Source organism: Haladaptatus ordinarius, from assembly GCF_054177595.1.
In genome coordinates this window covers 38,732-57,924 of sequence record NZ_JBPEHH010000004.1, presented here as the reverse complement: position 1 = coordinate 57,924, position 19,193 = coordinate 38,732, and the positions used below count along the sequence as shown (strand labels likewise).

Below are 19,193 nucleotides of genomic sequence, written 5' to 3'. Positions count from 1 at the left end.
TTTCGAAGCGGTAAAAACTGTTGTTACACACCAACGCCGAACACCGTTTCCATGATGAACGACGTGGCGAGCACCGTGATGCTCGCGAGAAACAGTTTCGCAGCGGTCGGAAGTCGTTCCTCGGGAGGTATCGAGTAGCGCGTCAACGGCGGAATCTGCTGAACGGTGGCCTGAAATCGAGTCTCTTCGCGCGCACCGATCACTTCGCCTTTGTCGTTTCGCACGACTTCGACGCTCCCCTCGTCGGTCTTCTCTACGTCCCACGGCGGGTCGGGGCGCAACTGGAGCGTCGCGAACCCGAACAACAGGATACCGACGAAAAACAGCACGTACTTCACGCCGACGAGTCCGCTTCCGAACACCAGACTCACCAGGCCGCCGAAGAGAAAGACCACACCGGTCACTGCGATAGCGTACACGAGTGCGTCGAGCACCTGTCGTACGCGTCTCGAAGGCCGGTCTGGGTCAACCATCACCGCATCGTGTAGGGAGTGAACTCTTCGGGTTCCGCATACTCGTCCAGATGCCGGTGACAGTGACTGAACCGGCCAGTGTCGCTCACCACGTTGTCGTCCGGGTCGTCGGTGTCACAGACGCTTCCGAACACGTCACGGAGGTACTCGCGGGCTTGCTGGTCGTCGTTGCTCTCGATGTAGCTCGCTGCCTCGTCGACGTGTTTTTCGACCTCTCTCGGCAGGTCGAACTCGCCGAACAGCTCCTGTCGAATCTCACCGATGTCAGAGAATCGCGTCTCCATCCCGAACATCTCTTTCAACTGGTCTCGCACGGACCGTTCGGCGCGTGACCGTTCGCGGACGACCTCGCGGAAGATTTCGACACGAGTCCAGAGGTCGTCGTCGACGTGCTGGTACTCTTCGGGACGAATCTTCATCGGGCAACGCGTGCTGAACGGGCACCCTTTCGGCGGGTCGCGCGGACTCGGCGGTGTCCCTCGAAGCGTGATTCGGTCCCCACCCGCCGTCGGGTCCGGTTCTGGAATCGCCGACAGCAGCGAGATGGTGTAGGGGTTCTTGGGGTTCTCGAACAGTTCTTGGGTAGCACCCAGTTCCATGATGTGACCGAGGTACATCACCGCGACGCGGTCACAGATGTGGCGTACGACCGAGAGGTCGTGGGCGATGAACAGGTAGGTGAGGCCGAATTCGTCCTGCAAATCTTCGAGTAGGTTGAGAATCTGGGCCTGTACGGAGACGTCCAGCGCCGACACGGGTTCGTCCAGTACGACGAACTCGGGTTCGAGCGCGAGCGCACGGGCGATGCCGACGCGCTGACGCTGACCACCCGAGAACTGGTGTGGGTAGCGATAGTAGTGTTCGGGTTGCAGTCCCACCACGTCCAGCAGTTCGCGGACGTGCTGTCTGCGTTCGCGCGGAGTCTTCCAGTCGTGGACGTCCAGCGGTTCGCGGATGATTTCACCGACCGTCATCCGGTCGTTGAGGCTGGATTCGGGGTCCTGGAACACCATCTGGCTGTTCCGTCGCCAGTTTTTTAGTTCCGTGCCGGAGAGTTCGGTCACGTCAGTTCCATCGAACAGCACCTCGCCCGACGTGGCGTTCTCCAACTGGATGAGCGTCCGACCAAGCGTCGATTTCCCACAACCCGATTCGCCGACCAGTCCGAGTGTCTCGCCGCGCTTGATGTCGAGCGAGACACCGTCTACGGCCTTGACGGGGTTCGAACCGACGAGGCCACCTTCTCCGTAGTAGGTTTTGAGCTCGTTGACTTCGACGAGCGTCTCACCCTCTGCGACGCTGACCGATTCAGTTTGCTGTACTTTGCTCATAGTTTCTCCTCGGATTCAGTTTCCGCCACTCGATGCAGTTCTATCGCCCGCTCTTGCGATTCGTCTTCGGGATACAGCAAGCAGGCGGCAGTGTGGTCGTCCGTCTCTCCGTTGACTTCGATGGAAACCGGGTGTACCTTGTCACACTCGTCGAACGCCTCCGGACAGCGGGGTGCGAACCGACAGTACGATGCCGGTTCGTTGGGCGTCGGCACGTCACCCTCGATGGTCTCCAACCGGTCGGAGTCCGGGTTGTTTCCGGGTATACTCCGGAGGAGGCCGCGGGTGTAGGGATGTCGTGGGTTCTCGAACAGTTCCACGACGGGTGCAGTTTCGACGATTTCACCTGCGTACATCACGTTCACGCGGTCCGCGATTTCGGCGATGACGCCCATGTCGTGCGTGATGAACATGATGGCGAGGTCGCGCTCTTCTTGTAACTCCTCTAAGAGTTCGAGAATCTGCGCCTGAATCGTCACGTCCAGCGCCGTCGTCGGTTCGTCACAGATGAGCAGTTCGGGGTCACAGGCCAGTGCCATCGCGATGACGGCGCGCTGGCGCATCCCGCCGGAGAACTCGTGTGGATACTCTTTGACGCGTCGAGAGGCGTCCGGGATACCGACCGCTTCGAGCAGATTGATCGCTTCCTTGGTCGCCTCCGACCCGCGAAGTCCCTGGTGGAGGCGGAGTGCCTCCTTGATCTGGTTTCCGACCGAGTAGACCGGGTTCAGACTCGTCAGAGGGTCCTGGAACACCATGGCGATGTCCCCGCCGCGCACGTTTCGAAGTGCCTTCTCCGACATCTTCGTCACGTCGACGTACCCATCCGTAATCTCACCGTCGCGCCGTTCCGTGACGAACACGAAGTCGTCGTCGTCAGCGAGCTGTTCGATTGCTTGCTCGCGAGTCGACACGTCGTTGCTCGTGTCTGCGAGAATCGATTCGAGGTCAGCGTCCGAGGCGTCGAACGTTCGACCGCTGTACGAACTGGCGAAATCCCGGACCACGTCGAGGTCGCCGAACTCGATGCTCCCACCGAGGATCCGACCCGGTGACTTGATGAGGCCCATGATAGAGCGTGCAGTGACGCTCTTGCCGGAGCCGGATTCGCCGACGATACCGACCGTCTCACCACGTTCGATGTCGAACGAGATGCCGTCGACGGCTCGGATGACCTCCTTGTCCGTGAAGAACGCCGTCTGGAGGTTCTCGACCTCCAAGAGGGTGTCTCCGCGGGCGGTCTGTTCGGTGTGTTCTTGGACCGCCATTATGCACCACTCCCTCCTGCTGCGGCGACTTCAGCGCCGCCGTCTTCGCCGGTCTGGCTCTGTGGGTCGATGGCGTCGCGGATGCCGTCACCGAGCGCGTTGAACGCGGTCACGACGAGTACGATGAGCACGCCCGGGATGAACGAGACGTGCCACGACTGCGTCGCCACGTACTGCTGGCCGACGTCCACGGCACGACCCCACTCCGGCGTCGGAGGACTGATGCCCAGTCCGAGGAACGACAGCCCTGCCACCGCGATGATGATACCGCCGAGGCTCATCGAAGCGTACACGAGTAGATAGCCGAGGATGTACGGAGCCATGTGTTTTTGCATCGTCACGCGGGGTTTCTGGCCGAAGCTTTTGGCAGCGTCGATCCACTCCTGTTCGGCTACCTGGAACGCTGGACCACGCACCGCACGCCAAAGGAACGGCCAGCCAGTTCCGGCGAACAGTAACGCCAACAGGAACCCGCCGTTGTAGATGTCCGCTATCCACGTCCCTTGCAAGACGAACGAGAGCAAGATGAGGAACAACAGTCTCGGGAGAGACATGATGGAGTCACCCACGATGACGACCCCGAGGTCGATCAGACCCTTGTAGTACGCCGTCAGCAGTGCGAAGCCTGCAGCGACGAGACCGCTCAGACCGATGGCGACGACGCCGATGAACAGAGACACCCGCGCGCCGTGTACCATGAAGGTGAACATGTCCTTCCCGGTCGGCATCGTTCCGAAGGGGTGCCATCGCCCGTACTCGTCGTAGGTCATCGGACCGACGTTGCCGCCAGCACCTTTCGAACGCGACCCGAGGTTCGCCTCACCGATGAGAATCGTCTCGACCTGTCCGGTGTCCTCGTTCAGATACTTGATTTCGTACGAGTAGGGGTTCTGGATGGTCTTCTCGACCGTCGTCGGGCCGAGCGCGGGGGCGAATATCGCCATCACGACGAACAGGAAGACGATGACGAATCCGAACTTGCCCCACGAGTGGCCCCGGAATCGGTTAACCATGTCGTCACGCGGGGTCCACTCGGCGTACCGGTAGTGCTCTCGGAACGTCAGGTAGCCCCGCCAGACCCAGTAGAGGAACACGAACGCGTACGCGTACACGAGCGCGACGCGAAGCGCCCAGACGATAGCCGGCGAGAGGTTGAGGAAGGTTCCTTCCCAGCCACCCTGTGGCATCTGCCAGCCAGTGTTGTCGAAGTTCTTCCGCGTGAGCAGTGTCGGAAGGTCGGCCAATGCGTCACCGACGGCCGCGAACGGTGCGGCAATCGGTGCCAAAAACGACAGTTTGTCCATCAACTGGTTCCACGGAATCGCCATCACGCCGCTCGCCAACGCACCGAATTCGAGTGCGACGAGCAAGACGAATCCGGCGAGCCACAGCATGGCCGGACGTGGGTTGTCAGCGATACGTTCACGGAGGGGTTTTTCGTTTTCGACGTCAGGAATGCGACTCATATCAGCTACCTCCCTCGTAACCGACACGGGGGTCGATGATTGTGTACAGGAAGTCCTGTAGGATGTTGATTATCACGACGAGTAGGATGAAGACGAACATCAACGAACCGACCAGCGGAAGGTCGCCCTGGATGACCGCCTGGAAGAACAGGGAGCCGATACCGCTGATGTCGAACACCGTCTCGACGAGCACGGACCCGCCGATGAGCAAGAACGCCTCACCCGTGATGATGGGAACCAGCGGGATGAGCGCGTTCCGGAAGATGTGTTTCCAGACGAGCGACCGAGGCGGAACGCCTTTCGCTCGCGCCGTCTCGATGAAGTTCGAGTTGACCGTCTCCAGCACTGCCGTCCGACCGATACGCATCTCGTTCCCCATCGACGCGGACCCGAGCACGAGCGCCGCTGGAGCGATTTTCTTGATGGCCGCGAGAAGTTGTTCGGGGTCCGTGAGGTTGTTCAGCGGCGGTGGGCCGACGACGCCCACCGGAACGATCCAGTTCTGCCAGTTGAATCCAAACAGCAGACCCTCCGAGCGCGAGAGCACCTGCATCAGAATCACCGCCAACCAGAAGTTCGGCATCGCCCGCCAGACGATACCGCCGAACGACGCCGAGTAGTCGCTCCACGTGTTCGGGTTGAGTCCGGCGTAGAAGCCGAGGGGAATTCCGATGAAGATGGCGATGAGCACCGACCAGAATCCCAGCCAGATGGTACGTGGCGCGTACTCGAGAATCAGCGAGTACGCACTCCTATCAGGCTGAAGGACCCACGATTGACCCAGGTTAAGTGTGAACAGGTTGATCATGTAGTCGACGTACTGTTCCCAGAGTGGCTGGTTCAACCCGAGTTGGTCTTCGATTCGATTGTACGCCTGCGGGTCGCCCGTCGGACCTAAAATCGCCGCGACGGGGTCGAGCGGTCCGGCGCGGATGACGATAAACGTTATCGACGCCCCGAAAATCAAGACGGGGATGGACAGTAGCAGGCGACGAGCGAAATACCGCCATCGGCTCATGGCGTTTCGCTCACCACCCGTGCGCTCTCAGTCGTGTCATGCGGTATGTTGCACCCATTGATAACCGCGTTCATGGCTTGTTACGTCCCCGTATTTTGCGTTCCCATCATTATGTCTTGCGATAGCATTACCGCGATTTTTGTACAGAGACGCAGCTATCTGGACATCTCGGCAAAAATAAACGGTGAGAAGTCGTTACTTGCGGTCGCCGACCGTGACGTTGTTGTACATCTGGCGACTGTAGCCAGCGCCACCGTACTTGGGTGCGTCGACCCAGTCGTAGGCGAACCGCTCGCTGAGACCGTGGTAGGTGTTGAGGAACACGACGTCCTCCCAGTTGGCCTCCTCCATGGTGACGTAGGCTTCCTCGCGGGCCTTGAGCTCTTTGTCCGTCGGACCGGGGTTGTTCTGAATCTTCTCCCAGGCCTTCGTCGCTTTCTTGGATGCCGGGGTACCCGACCAGTTCGTGTACGCCTGCGGTGCGGACTTCGACGTGTCCGTCAGTGGCGGGTACAGCAGTCCGAGGAAGTTGTCCGGTGCGGGCCAGTCCATAATCCAGCCGAGCGAGTAGGCTTCGAGGTTACCCTTACGACCGCGTGACAGGAGCGTGTTGAAGGGTGCGTTGTTGATCTTCATGTCGATGAAGGCCGCCTGAAGCTGGTCGCGCAGGAGTTTGCCCAGTTCGGGCCACGTGGTCGAGGACTTGTACACCGTGAACTCGAAGCTGAAGCGGTTGTTGGGGCCGTAGCCCGCGTCCTTCATGACCTGCTTTGCCTTCTCGAGCTGAGACTCGTTGTAGCCGTACGGGTACTTGCTCTCTGCGTGGGAGTTGTACTGTTTCGCACCGCCGGGGTAGATCATCGGCGGGGTGAAGTGGTACGCGGGTGCGCCGCGTTGTTTGAACACTTCGTTGACCATTGTCTCCTGGTTCATCGCGTACGCGACCGCCTGTCGCACCGGTTTCGGGACGACTTCGGTGTTGAACCCGATGTAGTAGGAGTTGATGGTCGGGACCGAGAGGTAGTTCAGCGTGTTACCCTGTATCGGCCCGTACTTTCCGACCTGGCGACCCAGATCGTCTTCTTTGGTGTCCTTGACCTGCGCCGGGTCGTATTTGGACGTCGGGATGAAGCTGGAACCGTACCCCATGTCGGCGTTCTGGTTCACGACACCGTAGGTGTACATCGCCTCGGAGTCCGAAGAGATCTTCCAGTGAACGGCGTCGACTTTCGCCTTCTCGCCGTGGTAGTCTTCGTACTTCGTGACTTCCGCTTCGACGTCGCTCTTCCACTTCGTGAACTTGAACGGACCGGCACCGACGGGGTTCTTCGTGGCGAACTTGCTCTGTTTCATCTCGCCGTCGTGACCCTTGATGTCGCCGACGATTCCCTCGGGGATGACCGCGAAGGAGGTGTACGCGAGCATCTCCAGCGTGGCGTGGAACGGCTTTTCGAGCGTCATCTCCAGCTCGTAGTCGCCCGTCGTCTTGAGCGCCAGCGAGTCGGGTTTTGCGACGGTCAGTTCGTGCGTCTCGCCCTCGCTGTCCTTGTAGGTTTTCGTCGTCGACTCGTGTTTGACCGCGATGGAGTCGAGGATGAAGTACGCACGACGGGAGTTCGTGGACTCGGCGAGACGACGCCACGAGTAGACGACGTCTTTCGCCGTGACTTCCTTTCCGTTGTGGAATTTCACACCCTCTTTGAGTTTGAAAGTGTACGTCTTCTTGTCGTCGGAGAGGGAGTGTTCCTTGACGAGGAGGTTCTCGACGGAAACCTCACCGTTCGGGTAGTTCATCAGCGGATCGAAAATCTGCTGAATCACCGTACCGGAGGCCGTGTCGGTCGCCTTGACCGGGTCCAGCGTGCTCATCGTGGAGTTGATGAGCTGGAGTTTCTTTCCACCCCCGTTGTTGTTGTTGTTGTTATTGTTGTTGTCGTTGTTACCGCTCCCGTCGCCATCGTCACCGGTACAACCGGCGAGGGCAGCAGCCGTTGCCGCACCTCCAGTCGCCTTCAAAAACCGCCGACGGGTCAGGTTGTCAGTATCTGTCATCCACAAGAGCCTTGTGTGTCACGGCGGATAAACTTACCGTTTGGGATTGGCACCATTACCGTCTTAAACGGCCAGTTTATTGCAGTAAGGAGGCGCATCGGTTTTCTATATTGGACGGATTATTTCTATAGTTATAATAAAGAGAATGTCATAACTGCGCTGTAACGGAAGTAAGTGTCAATGGACGTATCATCCCCTATATTCATGAAATACCGCCTTACGGGCGACGTCATTCCGCATCTCCGTCTCGGTTATATCATTTTCTAGAATATGTTTCGTCGTTTCGGTGCGCTTATATCCCTTGGTACGCTTTCTCAAAGTATGACACCGGATACGGCTACAGTGTCGGTGCCTGTCGCAGACGACTCCGAGGTTATGGCCTCGGTGGATGATGGCGGACAGACGAAACGGCTCGTCATCGCAGACGTCTCCTGTGACGACGCGTGGATATCTATGCGCACGTCAGACGTAGCCTCGCTTCCGGCCTGGCGATAATCCCACTTTCGCTCCGTCGCTTTTCCGTCCGTTCGTGCTCCGAGCCACGACGTTCATATCAACCCACTGACTGGAAACGAGTGCTTTCTCGCGAAAGCGACACCTTCCGTTTCCAACAGGTCGGGAAACGGTGCGATACTGAACCTTTTTTGTCCCTGGTGCGGTTCCATGCAGACATGGACTATAGGGAGGTCACCGGAGAACGGGAGTTCGTCGCCCGGCTGGGACACGGGGCGGACTGGCGCGCAGAAATCGAGTCGCTGGCGGACGACGAGGGCATAGACGCCGCCTGGTTCGTCGCCATGGGCGCAGTACAGGACGCCGAAGTGTGGTTCTACGACCAGACAGACCAGGAGTACCGCGAGGTGCGCTTCGACGAACCGCTCGAAGTCGCGTCATGTGTCGGCAACGTCTCGCTCCTTGACGGCGAGCGATTCGCCCACACCCACGCTGTGCTCTCGCGCCGGTCGGGACAGGCACTCGCTGGGCATCTCGATTCGGCAACGGTGTTCGCCGGCGAGGTGTACATGCGAACCTTCGACGAACCGCTGGTGCGCGAACACGACGATTCGACGGACCTGGACCTCTGGCTGTAACATGCGGGAGGAAGACCGGCGATACTTCGAACGGCTGGAATCCCAGTTAGACCGAGCCTTCGACGTCGCCGAGACGGCGCGCGAAAACAGCGGTGACCCGAAGCCGGAAGTCGAGATTCCGGTCGCCAAGGACATGGCAGACAGAGTGGAGAACATCCTCGGCATCGAGGGCGTCGCGGCGCGCGTCCGCGAGCTCGAAGGACAGATGTCACGCGAGGAGGCGGCCCTCGAACTGGCGAAGGACTTCGCGGACGGGAACGTCGGCGACTACGAAACTCGCGCCGGGAAAGTCGAAGGGGCGGTTCGAACCGCAGTCGCCTTACTGACCGAGGGGGTGGTCGCCGCGCCCATCGAGGGAATCGACCGCGTCGAACTCCTCGAGAACGACGACGGAACCGAGTTCGTCAACGTCTACTACGCTGGACCGATTCGCTCCGCGGGTGGGACGGCACAGGCGCTCTCGGTGCTGGTGGCGGACTATACTCGCGCACTCATCGGAGTGGACGAGTTCAAAGCACGCGACGACGAAATCGAACGCTACGCCGAGGAGATCAACCTCTACGACTCCGAGACCGGATTGCAGTACTCACCGAAGGACAAGGAGACGAAGTTCATCGCCAAGAACATGCCCGTCATGTTAGACGGCGAGGCGACGGGCGACGAAGAAGTGTCCGGCTTCCGTGACCTGGACCGCGTCGATACCAACAGCGCCCGTGGCGGAATGTGTCTCGTTCTCGCGGAGGGTATCGCACTCAAAGCCCCCAAAATCCAACGATACACGAGGAATCTAGACGAAGTCGATTGGCCGTGGCTCCAGGACCTCATCGACGGTACCATCGGGACGGACGACACGTCCGAGGACGAAACAGCGGCAGACGACGACGCTGAAGAGACGGAAAGTGAGGAGAACGCGGAACCAGACGAACCGACGGGGCCGCCACGCGTCGAGCCCGCAACGAAGTTCCTCCGCGACCTCATCGCCGGACGCCCCGTCTTCACCCACCCCAGTCGAGCCGGTGGCTTCCGCCTTCGATACGGTCGGGCACGAAATCACGGGTTCGCAACCGCAGGCGTCCACCCGGCCACGATGCATCTGGTAGACGACTTTCTCGCGACCGGAACGCAAATCAAAACCGAACGCCCCGGGAAGGCGGCAGGCGTCATCCCGGTCGATACCATCGAAGGACCGACCGTCCGTCTCGCCAACGGCGACGTGCGGAGAATCGACGACAGCGCGGAGGCCCTCGAAGTTCGAAACGGCGTCGAGAAGATACTCGACCTCGGCGAGTATCTCGTCAACTACGGCGAGTTCGTAGAGAACAACCACCCGCTCGCTCCCGCGTCGTACACGGTTGAGTGGTGGGTGCAGGACTTCGACCACGCGGGCGCGGACGTGCAAGCGATGCGCGACAACCCGCACGTCGACCTGGACGACCCGTCGGCCGAAGAAGCGTTCGAGTGGGCCACGGAGTACGACGCCCCACTCCACCCGAAGTACACCTACCTCTGGCACGACATCTCGGTCACCGAGTTCGAGGCGCTCGCCGACGCTGTCACTGCGGGTGAGATTCGTGACGGTTCCCTCGTCCTCCCGAACGACGACGGGCTTCGCAAGACGCTCGAACGACTCCTCGTCCAGCACTCGCAAGGCGAGCGGATAGAGATTCCCGACTGGCGACTGCTCGTTCGCTCGCTCGGCGTCGACGGCGACCTGACCCGCAGGTGGGACGACCTCTCCCAGCACGCCCGCGAGTGGGGCGAACGCGAGGACGGTGACAACGCCGTCGAGGCGGTCAACGAAGTCGCCCCGTTTCGGGTCAGAGAGCGTGCCCCGACCCGAATCGGGAACCGGATGGGCCGCCCCGAGAAATCGGAAAAGCGCGAGCTCAGTCCGGCGGTCCACACGCTCTTCCCACTCGGCGAGGCGGGTGGCGACCAGCGCGACGTGGCGAAAGCCGCCGCCCACACGGACGGGATGGCCGGCACGCGCGGTGAAATCGAAGTGCAAGTCGGTCGCCGGGAGTGTGCCGACTGCGGTAACCGGACATTCGAATGCCGGTGTCCGGAGTGCGGCGGAAACACCTTTTCGCACTTCGAGTGTCCGGACTGTGACACCGAAGTCGAGCCTGACCAGTCTGGCCGCGCGGAGTGTCCCCGCTGTGAAATCCCCGCCACCAGCGTCGAACGACGGACCGTGAACGTGAACGAGGAGTTCCGGAACGCCCTCGCGTCTGTCGGCGAGCGCGAGAGCGCCTTCGACGTGCTGAAAGGCGTCAAGGGACTCACCTCGTCGAACAAGACCCCCGAACCCATCGAGAAGGGAATCCTCCGGGCGAAACACGGCATTAGCGCGTTCAAAGACGGGACGGTTCGCTACGACATGACCGACCTCCCGGTGACCGCGGTTCGTCCGTCGGAACTCGACGTGAGCGCCGACCAGCTCCGAGCACTGGGATACGAGACGGACATCCACGGCGAACCCTTCCGGCACGACGACCAGCTCGTCGAACTCCGGATCCAGGACATCGTCCTCTCGGATGGGGCGGCAGAACACCTGCTCAAAACCGCCGACTTCGTGGACGAACTGCTCACCGATTACTACGGGGTCGACCCGTACTACGAAATGGACGAGCGCGAGGAACTGGTGGGCGAACTTGTCTTCGGAATGGCTCCCCACACATCCGCGGCAGTGGTCGGGCGAATCGTCGGCTTCACCAGTGCGGCGGTGGGATACGCGCATCCATACTTCCACGCAGCGAAACGTCGGAATTGCTTCCACCCGGAGACGAAGGTGTGGTATCGAAACGAGGACGAGGAGTGGCAGTACGACGAGATTCAGCAGTTGGTCGAAAAGCGATTGGAAAGTCCGAGAGAAGACGATTTCGGTGCGTTGGTAGAAGAGTTGGATTGTGAAATCCTGGTTCCCTCGATAGACGACTCCGGAAACGTCGTTCGGAAACCCATCGAAGCCGTCTCGAAACATCCCGCACCAGACCATCTGGTCGAAGTCGAAACGCGAAGTGGGCGAGAGATTACTGTGACGCCTGACCACTCGATGCGTCGTTGGACGCCTGACGGAGTCGAAGAAATCGAAGCACGCGACTTAGCTACTGGTGACGAAATACCCTCTCCAAAAGAAATCGAGTTTGAAGGAGAATGCCTCTCGATTGATCTTCTCGAAAAGTTCCTGCACCTCGACTCCATCCCGAACGAGGACTTGATGGTGAGAGGACTTGGCAAAGAGAGACTCAAGAACCTCTTTGATTCTGCGACTAGCGAGAGAGGCTATCTTAAGCCAGTCGCAGAAAAATTAGGTAAAAGCGATTCCTCGGTTTACAATTGGGTCAGCAGAGACAGTGTTCCGGTATCGGTGTTCATTGAATTACTCGGTACCCGAAGAATCCTCGAAGAACTCCCTCAAGATATCGAGCTTGGTATTCGTCGCGACACTGCTTCGATGAGCCGAAGCCTGACTGTTGGGCCGGAGATAGCGAAAGTCCTCGGTTACTACACTGCAGAAGGATTCACTCGCTCTGAAGAAGGTGGATTCTACCAGATGACCATCTGCACACCCGATGAGGAACCTCGGAAACATATCATTGAAACCCTCGAAAACGAACTTTTGGCGACGCCCTACGAAGAGAACGAATGGAAAATTACGACTTCGAGCAGACTGGTTACTTTACTCTTCGCAGAAATCCTTGACGCTGGTAGTTCCGCTGAAGAGAAACGAGTCCCAAACTGCATCGTGAATTCTCCGAAATCCGTCATCAAAGAGTTCCTTCGTTCTTACTTCAGCGGCGATGGGAGTGTGGCAAGTGATAGAGTTGATATTCGCGCACACACTGTCAGCGATGAGCTGAAGAACGACCTCGTGGCGATGCTGAAGCGGTTCGGGGTTGTCAGCAAGGTGTACACGAAACTTCGTCGCCCTTCTACGGGAGCAGTCGCCGAGTTCTACGGCGAAGAACCGACATCTGAATTCGAATCTTGGGTTCTCAAAATCACCTCAGAAAACGCTGCTCTCTTCGGAAACAAAATCGGATTCGATCTAGAAAGGAAGGCTGAAACGCTAGAAAATGTTCTTGATTCTACTCCAATCCGATCTCAGCGTATCTTCAGTGATGGCGGTGAGCTCTGGCTTGATGAGGTCGAATCCGTCGAAATTGTGGAGAGCGATACCAAGAATACGTATTCGCTAACCGTCGAAGATACCCACACACTCGTCGCAAACGACCTCTACGTCGGCCAGTGCGATGGCGACGAGGACTGCGTGATGCTCCTGATGGATGGCCTGCTCAACTTCTCGAAGGAGTTCTTGCCGGACAAGCGCGGTGGTTCCATGGACGCCCCATTGGTGATGTCCTCGCGCATCGACCCCTCGGAAATCGACGACGAGGCGCACAACATGGACATCGTCGACCAGTATTCGCGGGAGTTCTACGAGGCCACGCTGGAGATGGCCGACCCCGAAGACGTGGACGTCACCATCGCGGAGGACTACCTCGGTACCGACGAGGAGTACACGAACTTCCGGCACACCCACGACACGTCGAACATCGCGCTCGGACCCGACCTCTCGGCGTACAAGACGCTGGGGTCGATGATGGACAAGATGGACGCGCAGTTGGAGCTGGCCCGAAAGCTCCGGGCGGTGGACGAGACGGACGTGGCAGAGCGCGTCATTGAGGGACACTTCCTGCCGGACCTCATTGGAAACCTGCGGGCGTTCTCCCGACAGGAGACGCGATGTCTGGACTGCGGCGAGAAGTACCGGCGGATGCCCCTCTCGGGCGAGTGCCGGGAGTGTGGCGGGCGCGTGAACCTGACCGTCCACCAGGGGTCGGTGAACAAGTACATGGACACCGCGATTCAGGTCGCCAACGACTACGACTGCCGCGAGTACACGAAACAGCGACTGGAGATTCTGGATAGGTCGCTCGAAAGCGTCTTCGAAAACGACAAAAACAAGCAGTCTGGCATCGCCGACTTCATGTGATTTCCGCGAGGAACGGCGTGAGAGCGGATGATTTTTGGTTCAGCTTTTGCGAGGAGTGGTCTGCGAACGAAGCAAGCAGACCTGACGAAGTGAACTACCCCGCCCTCCCGCGTTCGGGCCTCCTCGGCCCTCACTTGTTGCGGTGGGAGCTTCCTGTTTCTGTGTCGAAACGTGCAGACCCCGTTTCCACAGCGTCCACAAGAGCGAGGAACTCTCGTCCCTCGACACTCAGCGGTTTTACTTTCCTCGTGATGCCGTTATCGGCGAGCAAGCTGTGGATTTTGTTGGCGAATTTGGTCCGATCTTCGACCAATGTCTGTCGCCCGCGCACTCGTGCGCGGGCTTCCCGAATCTCGTCGGGAGGAACGTAACTCTCCGGAACGGAGTTCAGCCGGAGCAACCGCACGAGTTCTTTTGCGTCGACGCGATCAGTTTTCTTGTCCGACTGAGCGATGAGCGTCAGTTTGCCTGGATGAGCGACGGTTACGTCCAAGTACTCCGCGAGAGTATCATGAACGTGGTAGTAATTGCTGGTCGCCTCGATCACCGCACGAGACCCAGCGTATCGCTGGGCGAGGTCGTCGAGGTTCGCGTCAAGAACGCGAACCTCGACAATCTCGCCAGCGTCGTCCATTACTGCCACCTGTGCGTACCGCTTGTGTAAGTCGATTCCGAGGTACATGGTCTGTACCTCCGGGATAGAACGCCGGTGCGTGAACCAGAAATTCACCTATGCGGGCTTTCCCGGATGCCGCGAGGCGCGGCATCCGGGCTGTTGCGCCCATAACTCGGCTTCTTTCGCACTCGGACCAGTCAGCACCACGCGCTCTCCGGCGCGGAATACAGCTCGGTCTCTTGCGTCCCATGCTTGATTTACGCTCCGATGGGATAGCAGAATTTCCATCGAGTCAGCACGGCTACTGAAACGTGTTATCGTTTGAGGATTCCAATAGGGCCAAGGTGGCTCAACTCGCTCGCGCTTGCCCGGAGCGCGAGTACCGCGATTCGGCGATGGCGAAGACGAGCGTGCTGGTCAGTCCCAGCAGCGTTCCCGCGGTGAGCATCCCCGCGAGAAACTCCAGTGAGGCGCGGTCGATGAAGTAGGCGCTAACGGCGTACAAAACGCCGCCGATGGCGAGGACGTAGAAGGGGGCGTTCAGATAGCGCCACTCAAACTCGTCGTCGAGGTACTCGTCCGTTATCTGGCCGAGGCTAGAGGTGATACCCGCCGCAGAGAACCACACCACTGCGCCGTAGACCAGCGACGCGAGCACCCTGAGCGCGCCGATTTCGACGCCCTCGTACTCTGCTCGCACGGCCTCGAGCGTCTCCACGCCGCTGACGCCGCCGATGACGAGGAGGGCGGCAGCCACGACGTAGGTGATGAGCGTCACGCGACCGGCGTAGAGACTCGTCCGGGTCTTCTCTGCGGCGCGGTCGACCAGTCGTTCGAGGCCGAGGCCCCGAAAGAGGACGTACAGTCCGAGGAGGGCGGACGTCCCACCGAGCACGACGGCACCGGGCATCCCGTTTCTGTCCGCGAGGAGTGCGAGCGGGTAGATGAGCAGGAGGATACCGAGTGGGACGAGAATCGTTCCGCGCGTCTCGGGGTCGTTCAGCACCTGTTTGATGGTGTAGTACATCGACTCTAAGTCCTGGGCCTGCCGGACGACCACTCGCCGGACGCCGTCGACGGGAACGCGCGAGCGAATCACCGGAACGACGCTCTCGTCCTGTGCTCCGTCGGTGACGATGACGGTGGTTATCTCCTCGCTCGTGCTGATGCTCGCCAGCACGGTGTCTACTTCCGCGCCGACTTCTCGGTTGGCACTGATGTCGCCACCCTCGTTGCCGGTGACCACGGCTACTTCGACGCTCTCGTCCGCCTGGATTCGGTCGTAGAGGTGGACACCCTCGAACATGACGTTCACGTCACTGTCTTCGGGGTCGGCGGTGGCGAGCGCAACCGCGGCAGACTCGACTGCGTCTCGACCGATGACTGGAGTATCGAAGTCGGTTTTCCGACCGAGGTCGTCGTCGAGGTCGACACACAACACCAACAGCATGGACAGTTGGTACGCGGGGGATGTTTAACTGTTTTCGGGAGTGACGGGGCGGAACCGCCGCCTCGATATTGTCAAAATGTGCCGACCACCTGAGGAATATTTCAGCTAAAACGACGTATAGAGCGACATTAGGCAGCGGATAATAATACTGCCATGAACGAGTGTGATACCCATGAGTCGAACGCCGACGCGCCGACGCCTCCTCTACACGGTCGGGGTCGCAGCCACCGCAAGTCTCGCAGGATGCTCGTCCCTCACTGGCGACGAGACGACGACCGACAGCGGAACCACTGACGGTGGAACCACCGATACGCAAGCCGGAGAGACGACGTCGAGTGAAACGGCCACGACGAACGAGACGACCGACGAGACGATCACCGGAACTGCGCCACCAGAAGGCGGTGGTGACGTCCAGTTCGCCACCAGCGGTGGCGCGACGGTTCAGGGAACACTCCTCGGTGATGGCTCGTGTGGCATCGTCTTCGCCCACGGGGCCGGCTTCGACCGGAAGAGTTGGCTCCCAGAGGCGCGGAGACTCGCCGAGAAGGGGTACACCTGCCTCACCATCGACTTGAATCTGGACGACGGGAGCACGACCGCGGAGTACGTCCTCGCGGCAGTTCAGTATCTCCGCCAGCGAGTCGGCGTGAAGAACGTAGTGCTCGTGGGTGCGAGCGCGGGCGCGAATGCCGTCGTGCGTGCGAACGCGCAGGCGAAAGAGAATACAATCGACGGGACGCTCGCACTCTCGCCCGGGAAGGCGGCGGACGTTGCCAGCCAGATGCAAGGGTGGAAGTTGTTCGTCGTGGCCACGGAAGACGACGACCGATTCGTCCAGACGACAAAACAGATGTACGAGAATGCCTCGCGGCCCAAGCGCCACGAGATGCTCAGCGGGAGCGCACACGGACAGGAAATCTTCAAGTCGAATCCGTACGCGATCAGGTCGTTGATGAACGAATTCCTGAAGACGGTCTGTGGCGACCAGTAGCGCGATTCGCACGCTTTTTTAAGCTCGGGCGGTAAAAGCCGACAACGAATGATTTCCAAGGGCTGTGAACAGTGCGCCGAAGGTGGCAAGATGGTACTTTTCGTCTACGGCTACTGCGACCAGCGTGACTGTTTTTACTGCCCACTCGGTGAGAACCGGAAGAACGTGACCGACGTGTACGCCAACGAGCGACTCGTCGAGGACGACGAAGACGTGATTCGGGAGGCAAAGCGGATGGACGCCCTCGGCACGTCCATCACGGGCGGTGAACCACAGGAGGCGATGAACAAGACCTGCCGGTACCTCTCGATGCTGAAAGAGGAGTTCGGTGAGGACCACCACACCCACCTCTACACCGGTATCACGGGCGGACGGGAGAACATGCGCCGCCTCTCGGAGGCCGGACTGGACGAGATTCGCTTCCATCCGCCCTACGAGCAGTGGGGTGAACTCCACGGCACCAAGTGGGAAGACATCCTCTACATCGCCCGCGAGGAGGGACTCACCCCGTCCTTCGAGATTCCGGGTATCCGCGCCGAAGAGGAGTTCCTCGACTTCCTGGACGAGGGCGCGGCGGAGTTCTGTAACGTCAACGAGTTCGAGATGTCACAGGGCAACTACCGCCGAATGCAGGAAGCGGGCTACGAACTGCAGGAGGGCCACATGTCCGCGGTCGATGGGTCGAAAGAGGAGATTCTGGACGTGATGGGCGACCACCCGCGCGTGTACTTTTGCACTTCGGTGTTCAAGGACGCCGCCCAGCATCGCAACCGCCTGAAACGCATGGCTCGTCAGATTCGCCGGGAGTTCGACGACGTGACCGACGACGGCACCCTCGTCTACGGCAAGACGTGGACGTCAGAAGAGGAGTTCGTCGAACTCGGCGTCCCCGAGGAGTTCTATACGGTCAAGTCCGACCACATCGAGATCGCGTGGTGGTTACTCGAAGAGATGATAGAGGAAGGCGACGTCGAGCGCGGCGAAATCGTCGAGCAGTATCCGACCTACGACGGGCAGGTCGTGGAACGGACGCCGCTGGCCTGAAATCGGCCGGGTGAGGTCACTCGCTCGATTCTGATTCCGCCGATTCGGAATCTTCTGACACCCATTCTGTTTCTTCGAATCTCGCAGAGTCGGCGTCGGCAGGCCGTCTCCGGAACGCATAGTAGACGGCGAACAGTGGGCCGAGCGTGACGAGGATTCCGAATCCGACGAGAGGCCGCCCGAGGAGTAGAATCGAGTACACGAACGCGAACACGACGAAGAAGCCCAGGAGTCCGAGTAAGACTCTCGTCGACCCCGACATCGGTCGTGAATCGGTTTCGGCGTAGTAGGCGACGGTGAGGGCGAGTACGGCGTTTCCAGCGAACAGTCCGAACCCGGTACCGACGACCACGCCACCGGTAGCGAACCCGCTGAAGAGCGAGAGAATCCACGGTGGAAACCCGATAGCGAGTCCGAGGACGAGCAACTGATTGGGGGTAGGGTGGTTCATACTCACACGTGTCTGATGGATATAGAATACTTTTCGTATTCTATACCCATGATTTTCGACAGAAACGAGCGTGGCCGAAGTCGAAACGATGGTGAGCGTCCGAGTTCCGAGTCGGGAGACCGACAGCGTGTGGTCACGAGTTCGTAATTTCCGACGGCGAAGGTGGTCGGTGAAGACCGCACCGCAGCGTGACGAAGACCGGACTCGCGACACAGCAGGAACCACGGCACAGCAGGGATCGCCAGGACACCATTCCGCAACCGCGTGCTGACGGGCGGTCCGAACCGTCGGGGCCGCTCGTCTGCGGCGTCCCCGCCCCTCCCCGGTTGCTCGGGCGATTCGTGCGGTCGGCACGAATCGCCATCGCCGCGTATCGAACGCGGCTGGGCGGCCTTCCGCCACGCAGTAGCCGGTACCACACCCACCAGAAATCAGCAGGCCAATCGACCGCCAGCGAGCTAGCACACACACCGCGAGTGAATGAGCGGAGTGACTGAGCGAGCGGGCGCAAGGCCGACCATTGGGAGGCCGCCGCGCTTTTGATCAACCTTTTGCCAGGGAGGAAGGCCAGCGGGTGCGCGTACTGTCGCGCGCCCGCTGGCACCCGACCGCAGCAAAAGGTTGCGGAAGTGTTTAGACCCGTGCCACTAGATTCTACACCATGCCAGACTGTCCACTCGCCGACGACTGCCCCAGTTTCGAGGAACGAATCGACGGAATGGGTTGTCATCACTACGGCGACCGCGGTGGTGCCGAGTGGTGCAACCACTACAGCCAACCCATCCGTGAACTGAAAACCGCGCCGGTCAAACTGGGCGAGGAGGTCGTCGTCGAAATCGACGACATCCACGAGAGTGGATCGGGCGTGGGACGCACCGAAGACGGATTCATCGTCCTCGTCGACGGTATCCTGCCCGACGCTCGTGCGAAAGTGAAGATCACG

14 protein-coding genes and 2 pseudogenes are annotated in these 19,193 nt (G+C 59.9%); 7 read left to right on the top strand and 9 right to left on the bottom strand.

Translation table 11 applies throughout. From position 1 onward, the window contains the following. Positions 1–23: 23 nt before the first annotated feature. The 6 genes from ACR3FF_RS03020 to ACR3FF_RS02995 all read right to left on the bottom strand — a co-directional run bounded on the left by ACR3FF_RS03020 (position 24) and on the right by ACR3FF_RS02995 (position 7,608). Positions 24–473 carry a DUF7555 family protein gene (locus ACR3FF_RS03020; RefSeq protein WP_458185923.1) on the bottom strand — a complete coding sequence of 150 codons (450 nt, stop codon included), beginning with the start codon at positions 471–473 and terminating at the stop codon, positions 24–26. Continuing rightward, positions 473–1,804 (bottom strand): ABC transporter ATP-binding protein, encoded by a 1,332-nt coding sequence (locus ACR3FF_RS03015; RefSeq protein ID WP_458185921.1) that lies wholly within the window; start codon positions 1,802–1,804, stop codon positions 473–475. Before ACR3FF_RS03015 ends, ACR3FF_RS03020 begins: the two co-directional genes overlap by 1 nt. Beyond that, on the bottom strand, positions 1,801–3,072 hold the full coding sequence (locus ACR3FF_RS03010; RefSeq protein WP_458185919.1) for an ABC transporter ATP-binding protein: 1,272 nt from the start codon (positions 3,070–3,072) through the stop codon (positions 1,801–1,803). The genes ACR3FF_RS03015 and ACR3FF_RS03010 overlap by 4 nt, the downstream gene beginning before the upstream one ends. Then, a complete protein-coding gene (locus ACR3FF_RS03005) occupies positions 3,072–4,538 on the bottom strand; it encodes an ABC transporter permease (protein WP_458185917.1) in 1,467 nt (488 codons plus the stop codon). Before ACR3FF_RS03005 ends, ACR3FF_RS03010 begins: the two co-directional genes overlap by 1 nt. Position 4,539: 1 nt before the next feature. Next, positions 4,540–5,556, bottom strand: a complete 1,017-nt coding sequence (locus ACR3FF_RS03000) for an ABC transporter permease (protein WP_458185915.1) — start codon at positions 5,554–5,556, stop codon at positions 4,540–4,542. 195 nt (positions 5,557–5,751) lie between these two features. Further along, a complete protein-coding gene (locus ACR3FF_RS02995; protein WP_458185914.1) occupies positions 5,752–7,608 on the bottom strand; it encodes an ABC transporter substrate-binding protein in 1,857 nt (618 codons plus the stop codon). Positions 7,609–7,929: 321 nt separating this feature from the next. Here ACR3FF_RS02995 and ACR3FF_RS02990 point away from each other — a divergent pair, with 321 nt between their 5' ends. From ACR3FF_RS02990 to ACR3FF_RS02980, 3 genes are all read left to right on the top strand, one after another. Continuing rightward, positions 7,930–8,103, top strand: a complete 174-nt coding sequence (locus ACR3FF_RS02990; RefSeq protein WP_458185912.1) for a DUF7556 family protein — start codon at positions 7,930–7,932, stop codon at positions 8,101–8,103. 176 nt (positions 8,104–8,279) lie between these two features. Continuing rightward, positions 8,280–8,699: a PPC domain-containing DNA-binding protein gene (locus ACR3FF_RS02985; RefSeq protein WP_458185910.1), complete on the top strand. Its 420-nt coding sequence runs from the start codon at positions 8,280–8,282 to the stop codon at positions 8,697–8,699. Between the two features lies 1 nt (position 8,700). Next, positions 8,701–13,698, top strand: coding sequence for a DNA polymerase II large subunit (locus ACR3FF_RS02980; RefSeq protein WP_458185908.1), 4,998 nt, complete (start codon positions 8,701–8,703; stop codon positions 13,696–13,698). A 205-nt stretch (positions 13,699–13,903) separates the two neighbouring features. Here ACR3FF_RS02980 and ACR3FF_RS02975 read toward each other — a convergent pair. Then, a pseudogene (locus ACR3FF_RS02975) lies at positions 13,904–14,380 on the bottom strand (IS110 family transposase); the annotation flags it as partial. A gap of 283 nt (positions 14,381–14,663) precedes the next feature. Next, positions 14,664–15,764, bottom strand: coding sequence for a DUF373 family protein (locus tag ACR3FF_RS02970; protein WP_458185906.1), 1,101 nt, complete (start codon positions 15,762–15,764; stop codon positions 14,664–14,666). Positions 15,765–15,936: 172 nt separating this feature from the next. Here ACR3FF_RS02970 and ACR3FF_RS02965 point away from each other — a divergent pair, with 172 nt between their 5' ends. Both ACR3FF_RS02965 and ACR3FF_RS02960 read left to right on the top strand, forming a co-directional pair. After that, complete coding sequence (locus ACR3FF_RS02965; RefSeq protein ID WP_458185904.1) at positions 15,937–16,755, top strand: alpha/beta hydrolase; 819 nt, start codon at positions 15,937–15,939, stop codon at positions 16,753–16,755. A gap of 48 nt (positions 16,756–16,803) precedes the next feature. Then, the gene (locus ACR3FF_RS02960) at positions 16,804–17,799 is read left to right on the top strand and encodes a radical SAM protein (RefSeq protein ID WP_458185902.1); all 996 of its coding nucleotides are present in this window, start codon (positions 16,804–16,806) and stop codon (positions 17,797–17,799) included. Between the two features lie 16 nt (positions 17,800–17,815). Here the strand turns inward: ACR3FF_RS02960 and ACR3FF_RS02955 are convergent, their stop codons facing one another. After that, the gene (locus tag ACR3FF_RS02955; RefSeq protein WP_458185900.1) at positions 17,816–18,250 is read right to left on the bottom strand and encodes a hypothetical protein; all 435 of its coding nucleotides are present in this window, start codon (positions 18,248–18,250) and stop codon (positions 17,816–17,818) included. 188 nt (positions 18,251–18,438) lie between these two features. Here ACR3FF_RS02955 and ACR3FF_RS02950 point away from each other — a divergent pair, with 188 nt between their 5' ends. Continuing rightward, a complete protein-coding gene (locus tag ACR3FF_RS02950; protein ID WP_458185899.1) occupies positions 18,439–18,747 on the top strand; it encodes a hypothetical protein in 309 nt (102 codons plus the stop codon). Between the two features lie 164 nt (positions 18,748–18,911). After that, a pseudogene (locus ACR3FF_RS02945) lies at positions 18,912–19,169 on the top strand (TRAM domain-containing protein); the annotation flags it as partial. Positions 19,170–19,193 lie beyond the last annotated feature (24 nt).

Coding starts and splice junctions, on each gene's coding strand:
- ACR3FF_RS03020 (WP_458185923.1), bottom strand. CDS start 473: ATGGTTGACCCAGACCGGCCTTCGAGACGCGTACGACAGGTGCTCGAC.
- ACR3FF_RS03015 (WP_458185921.1), bottom strand. CDS start 1,804: ATGAGCAAAGTACAGCAAACTGAATCGGTCAGCGTCGCAGAGGGTGAG.
- ACR3FF_RS03010 (WP_458185919.1), bottom strand. CDS start 3,072: ATGGCGGTCCAAGAACACACCGAACAGACCGCCCGCGGAGACACCCTC.
- ACR3FF_RS03005 (WP_458185917.1), bottom strand. CDS start 4,538: ATGAGTCGCATTCCTGACGTCGAAAACGAAAAACCCCTCCGTGAACGT.
- ACR3FF_RS03000 (WP_458185915.1), bottom strand. CDS start 5,556: ATGAGCCGATGGCGGTATTTCGCTCGTCGCCTGCTACTGTCCATCCCC.
- ACR3FF_RS02995 (WP_458185914.1), bottom strand. CDS start 7,608: ATGACAGATACTGACAACCTGACCCGTCGGCGGTTTTTGAAGGCGACT.
- ACR3FF_RS02990 (WP_458185912.1), top strand. CDS start 7,930: ATGACACCGGATACGGCTACAGTGTCGGTGCCTGTCGCAGACGACTCC.
- ACR3FF_RS02985 (WP_458185910.1), top strand. CDS start 8,280: ATGGACTATAGGGAGGTCACCGGAGAACGGGAGTTCGTCGCCCGGCTG.
- ACR3FF_RS02980 (WP_458185908.1), top strand. CDS start 8,701: ATGCGGGAGGAAGACCGGCGATACTTCGAACGGCTGGAATCCCAGTTA.
- ACR3FF_RS02970 (WP_458185906.1), bottom strand. CDS start 15,764: ATGCTGTTGGTGTTGTGTGTCGACCTCGACGACGACCTCGGTCGGAAA.
- ACR3FF_RS02965 (WP_458185904.1), top strand. CDS start 15,937: ATGAGTCGAACGCCGACGCGCCGACGCCTCCTCTACACGGTCGGGGTC.
- ACR3FF_RS02960 (WP_458185902.1), top strand. CDS start 16,804: ATGATTTCCAAGGGCTGTGAACAGTGCGCCGAAGGTGGCAAGATGGTA.
- ACR3FF_RS02955 (WP_458185900.1), bottom strand. CDS start 18,250: ATGAACCACCCTACCCCCAATCAGTTGCTCGTCCTCGGACTCGCTATC.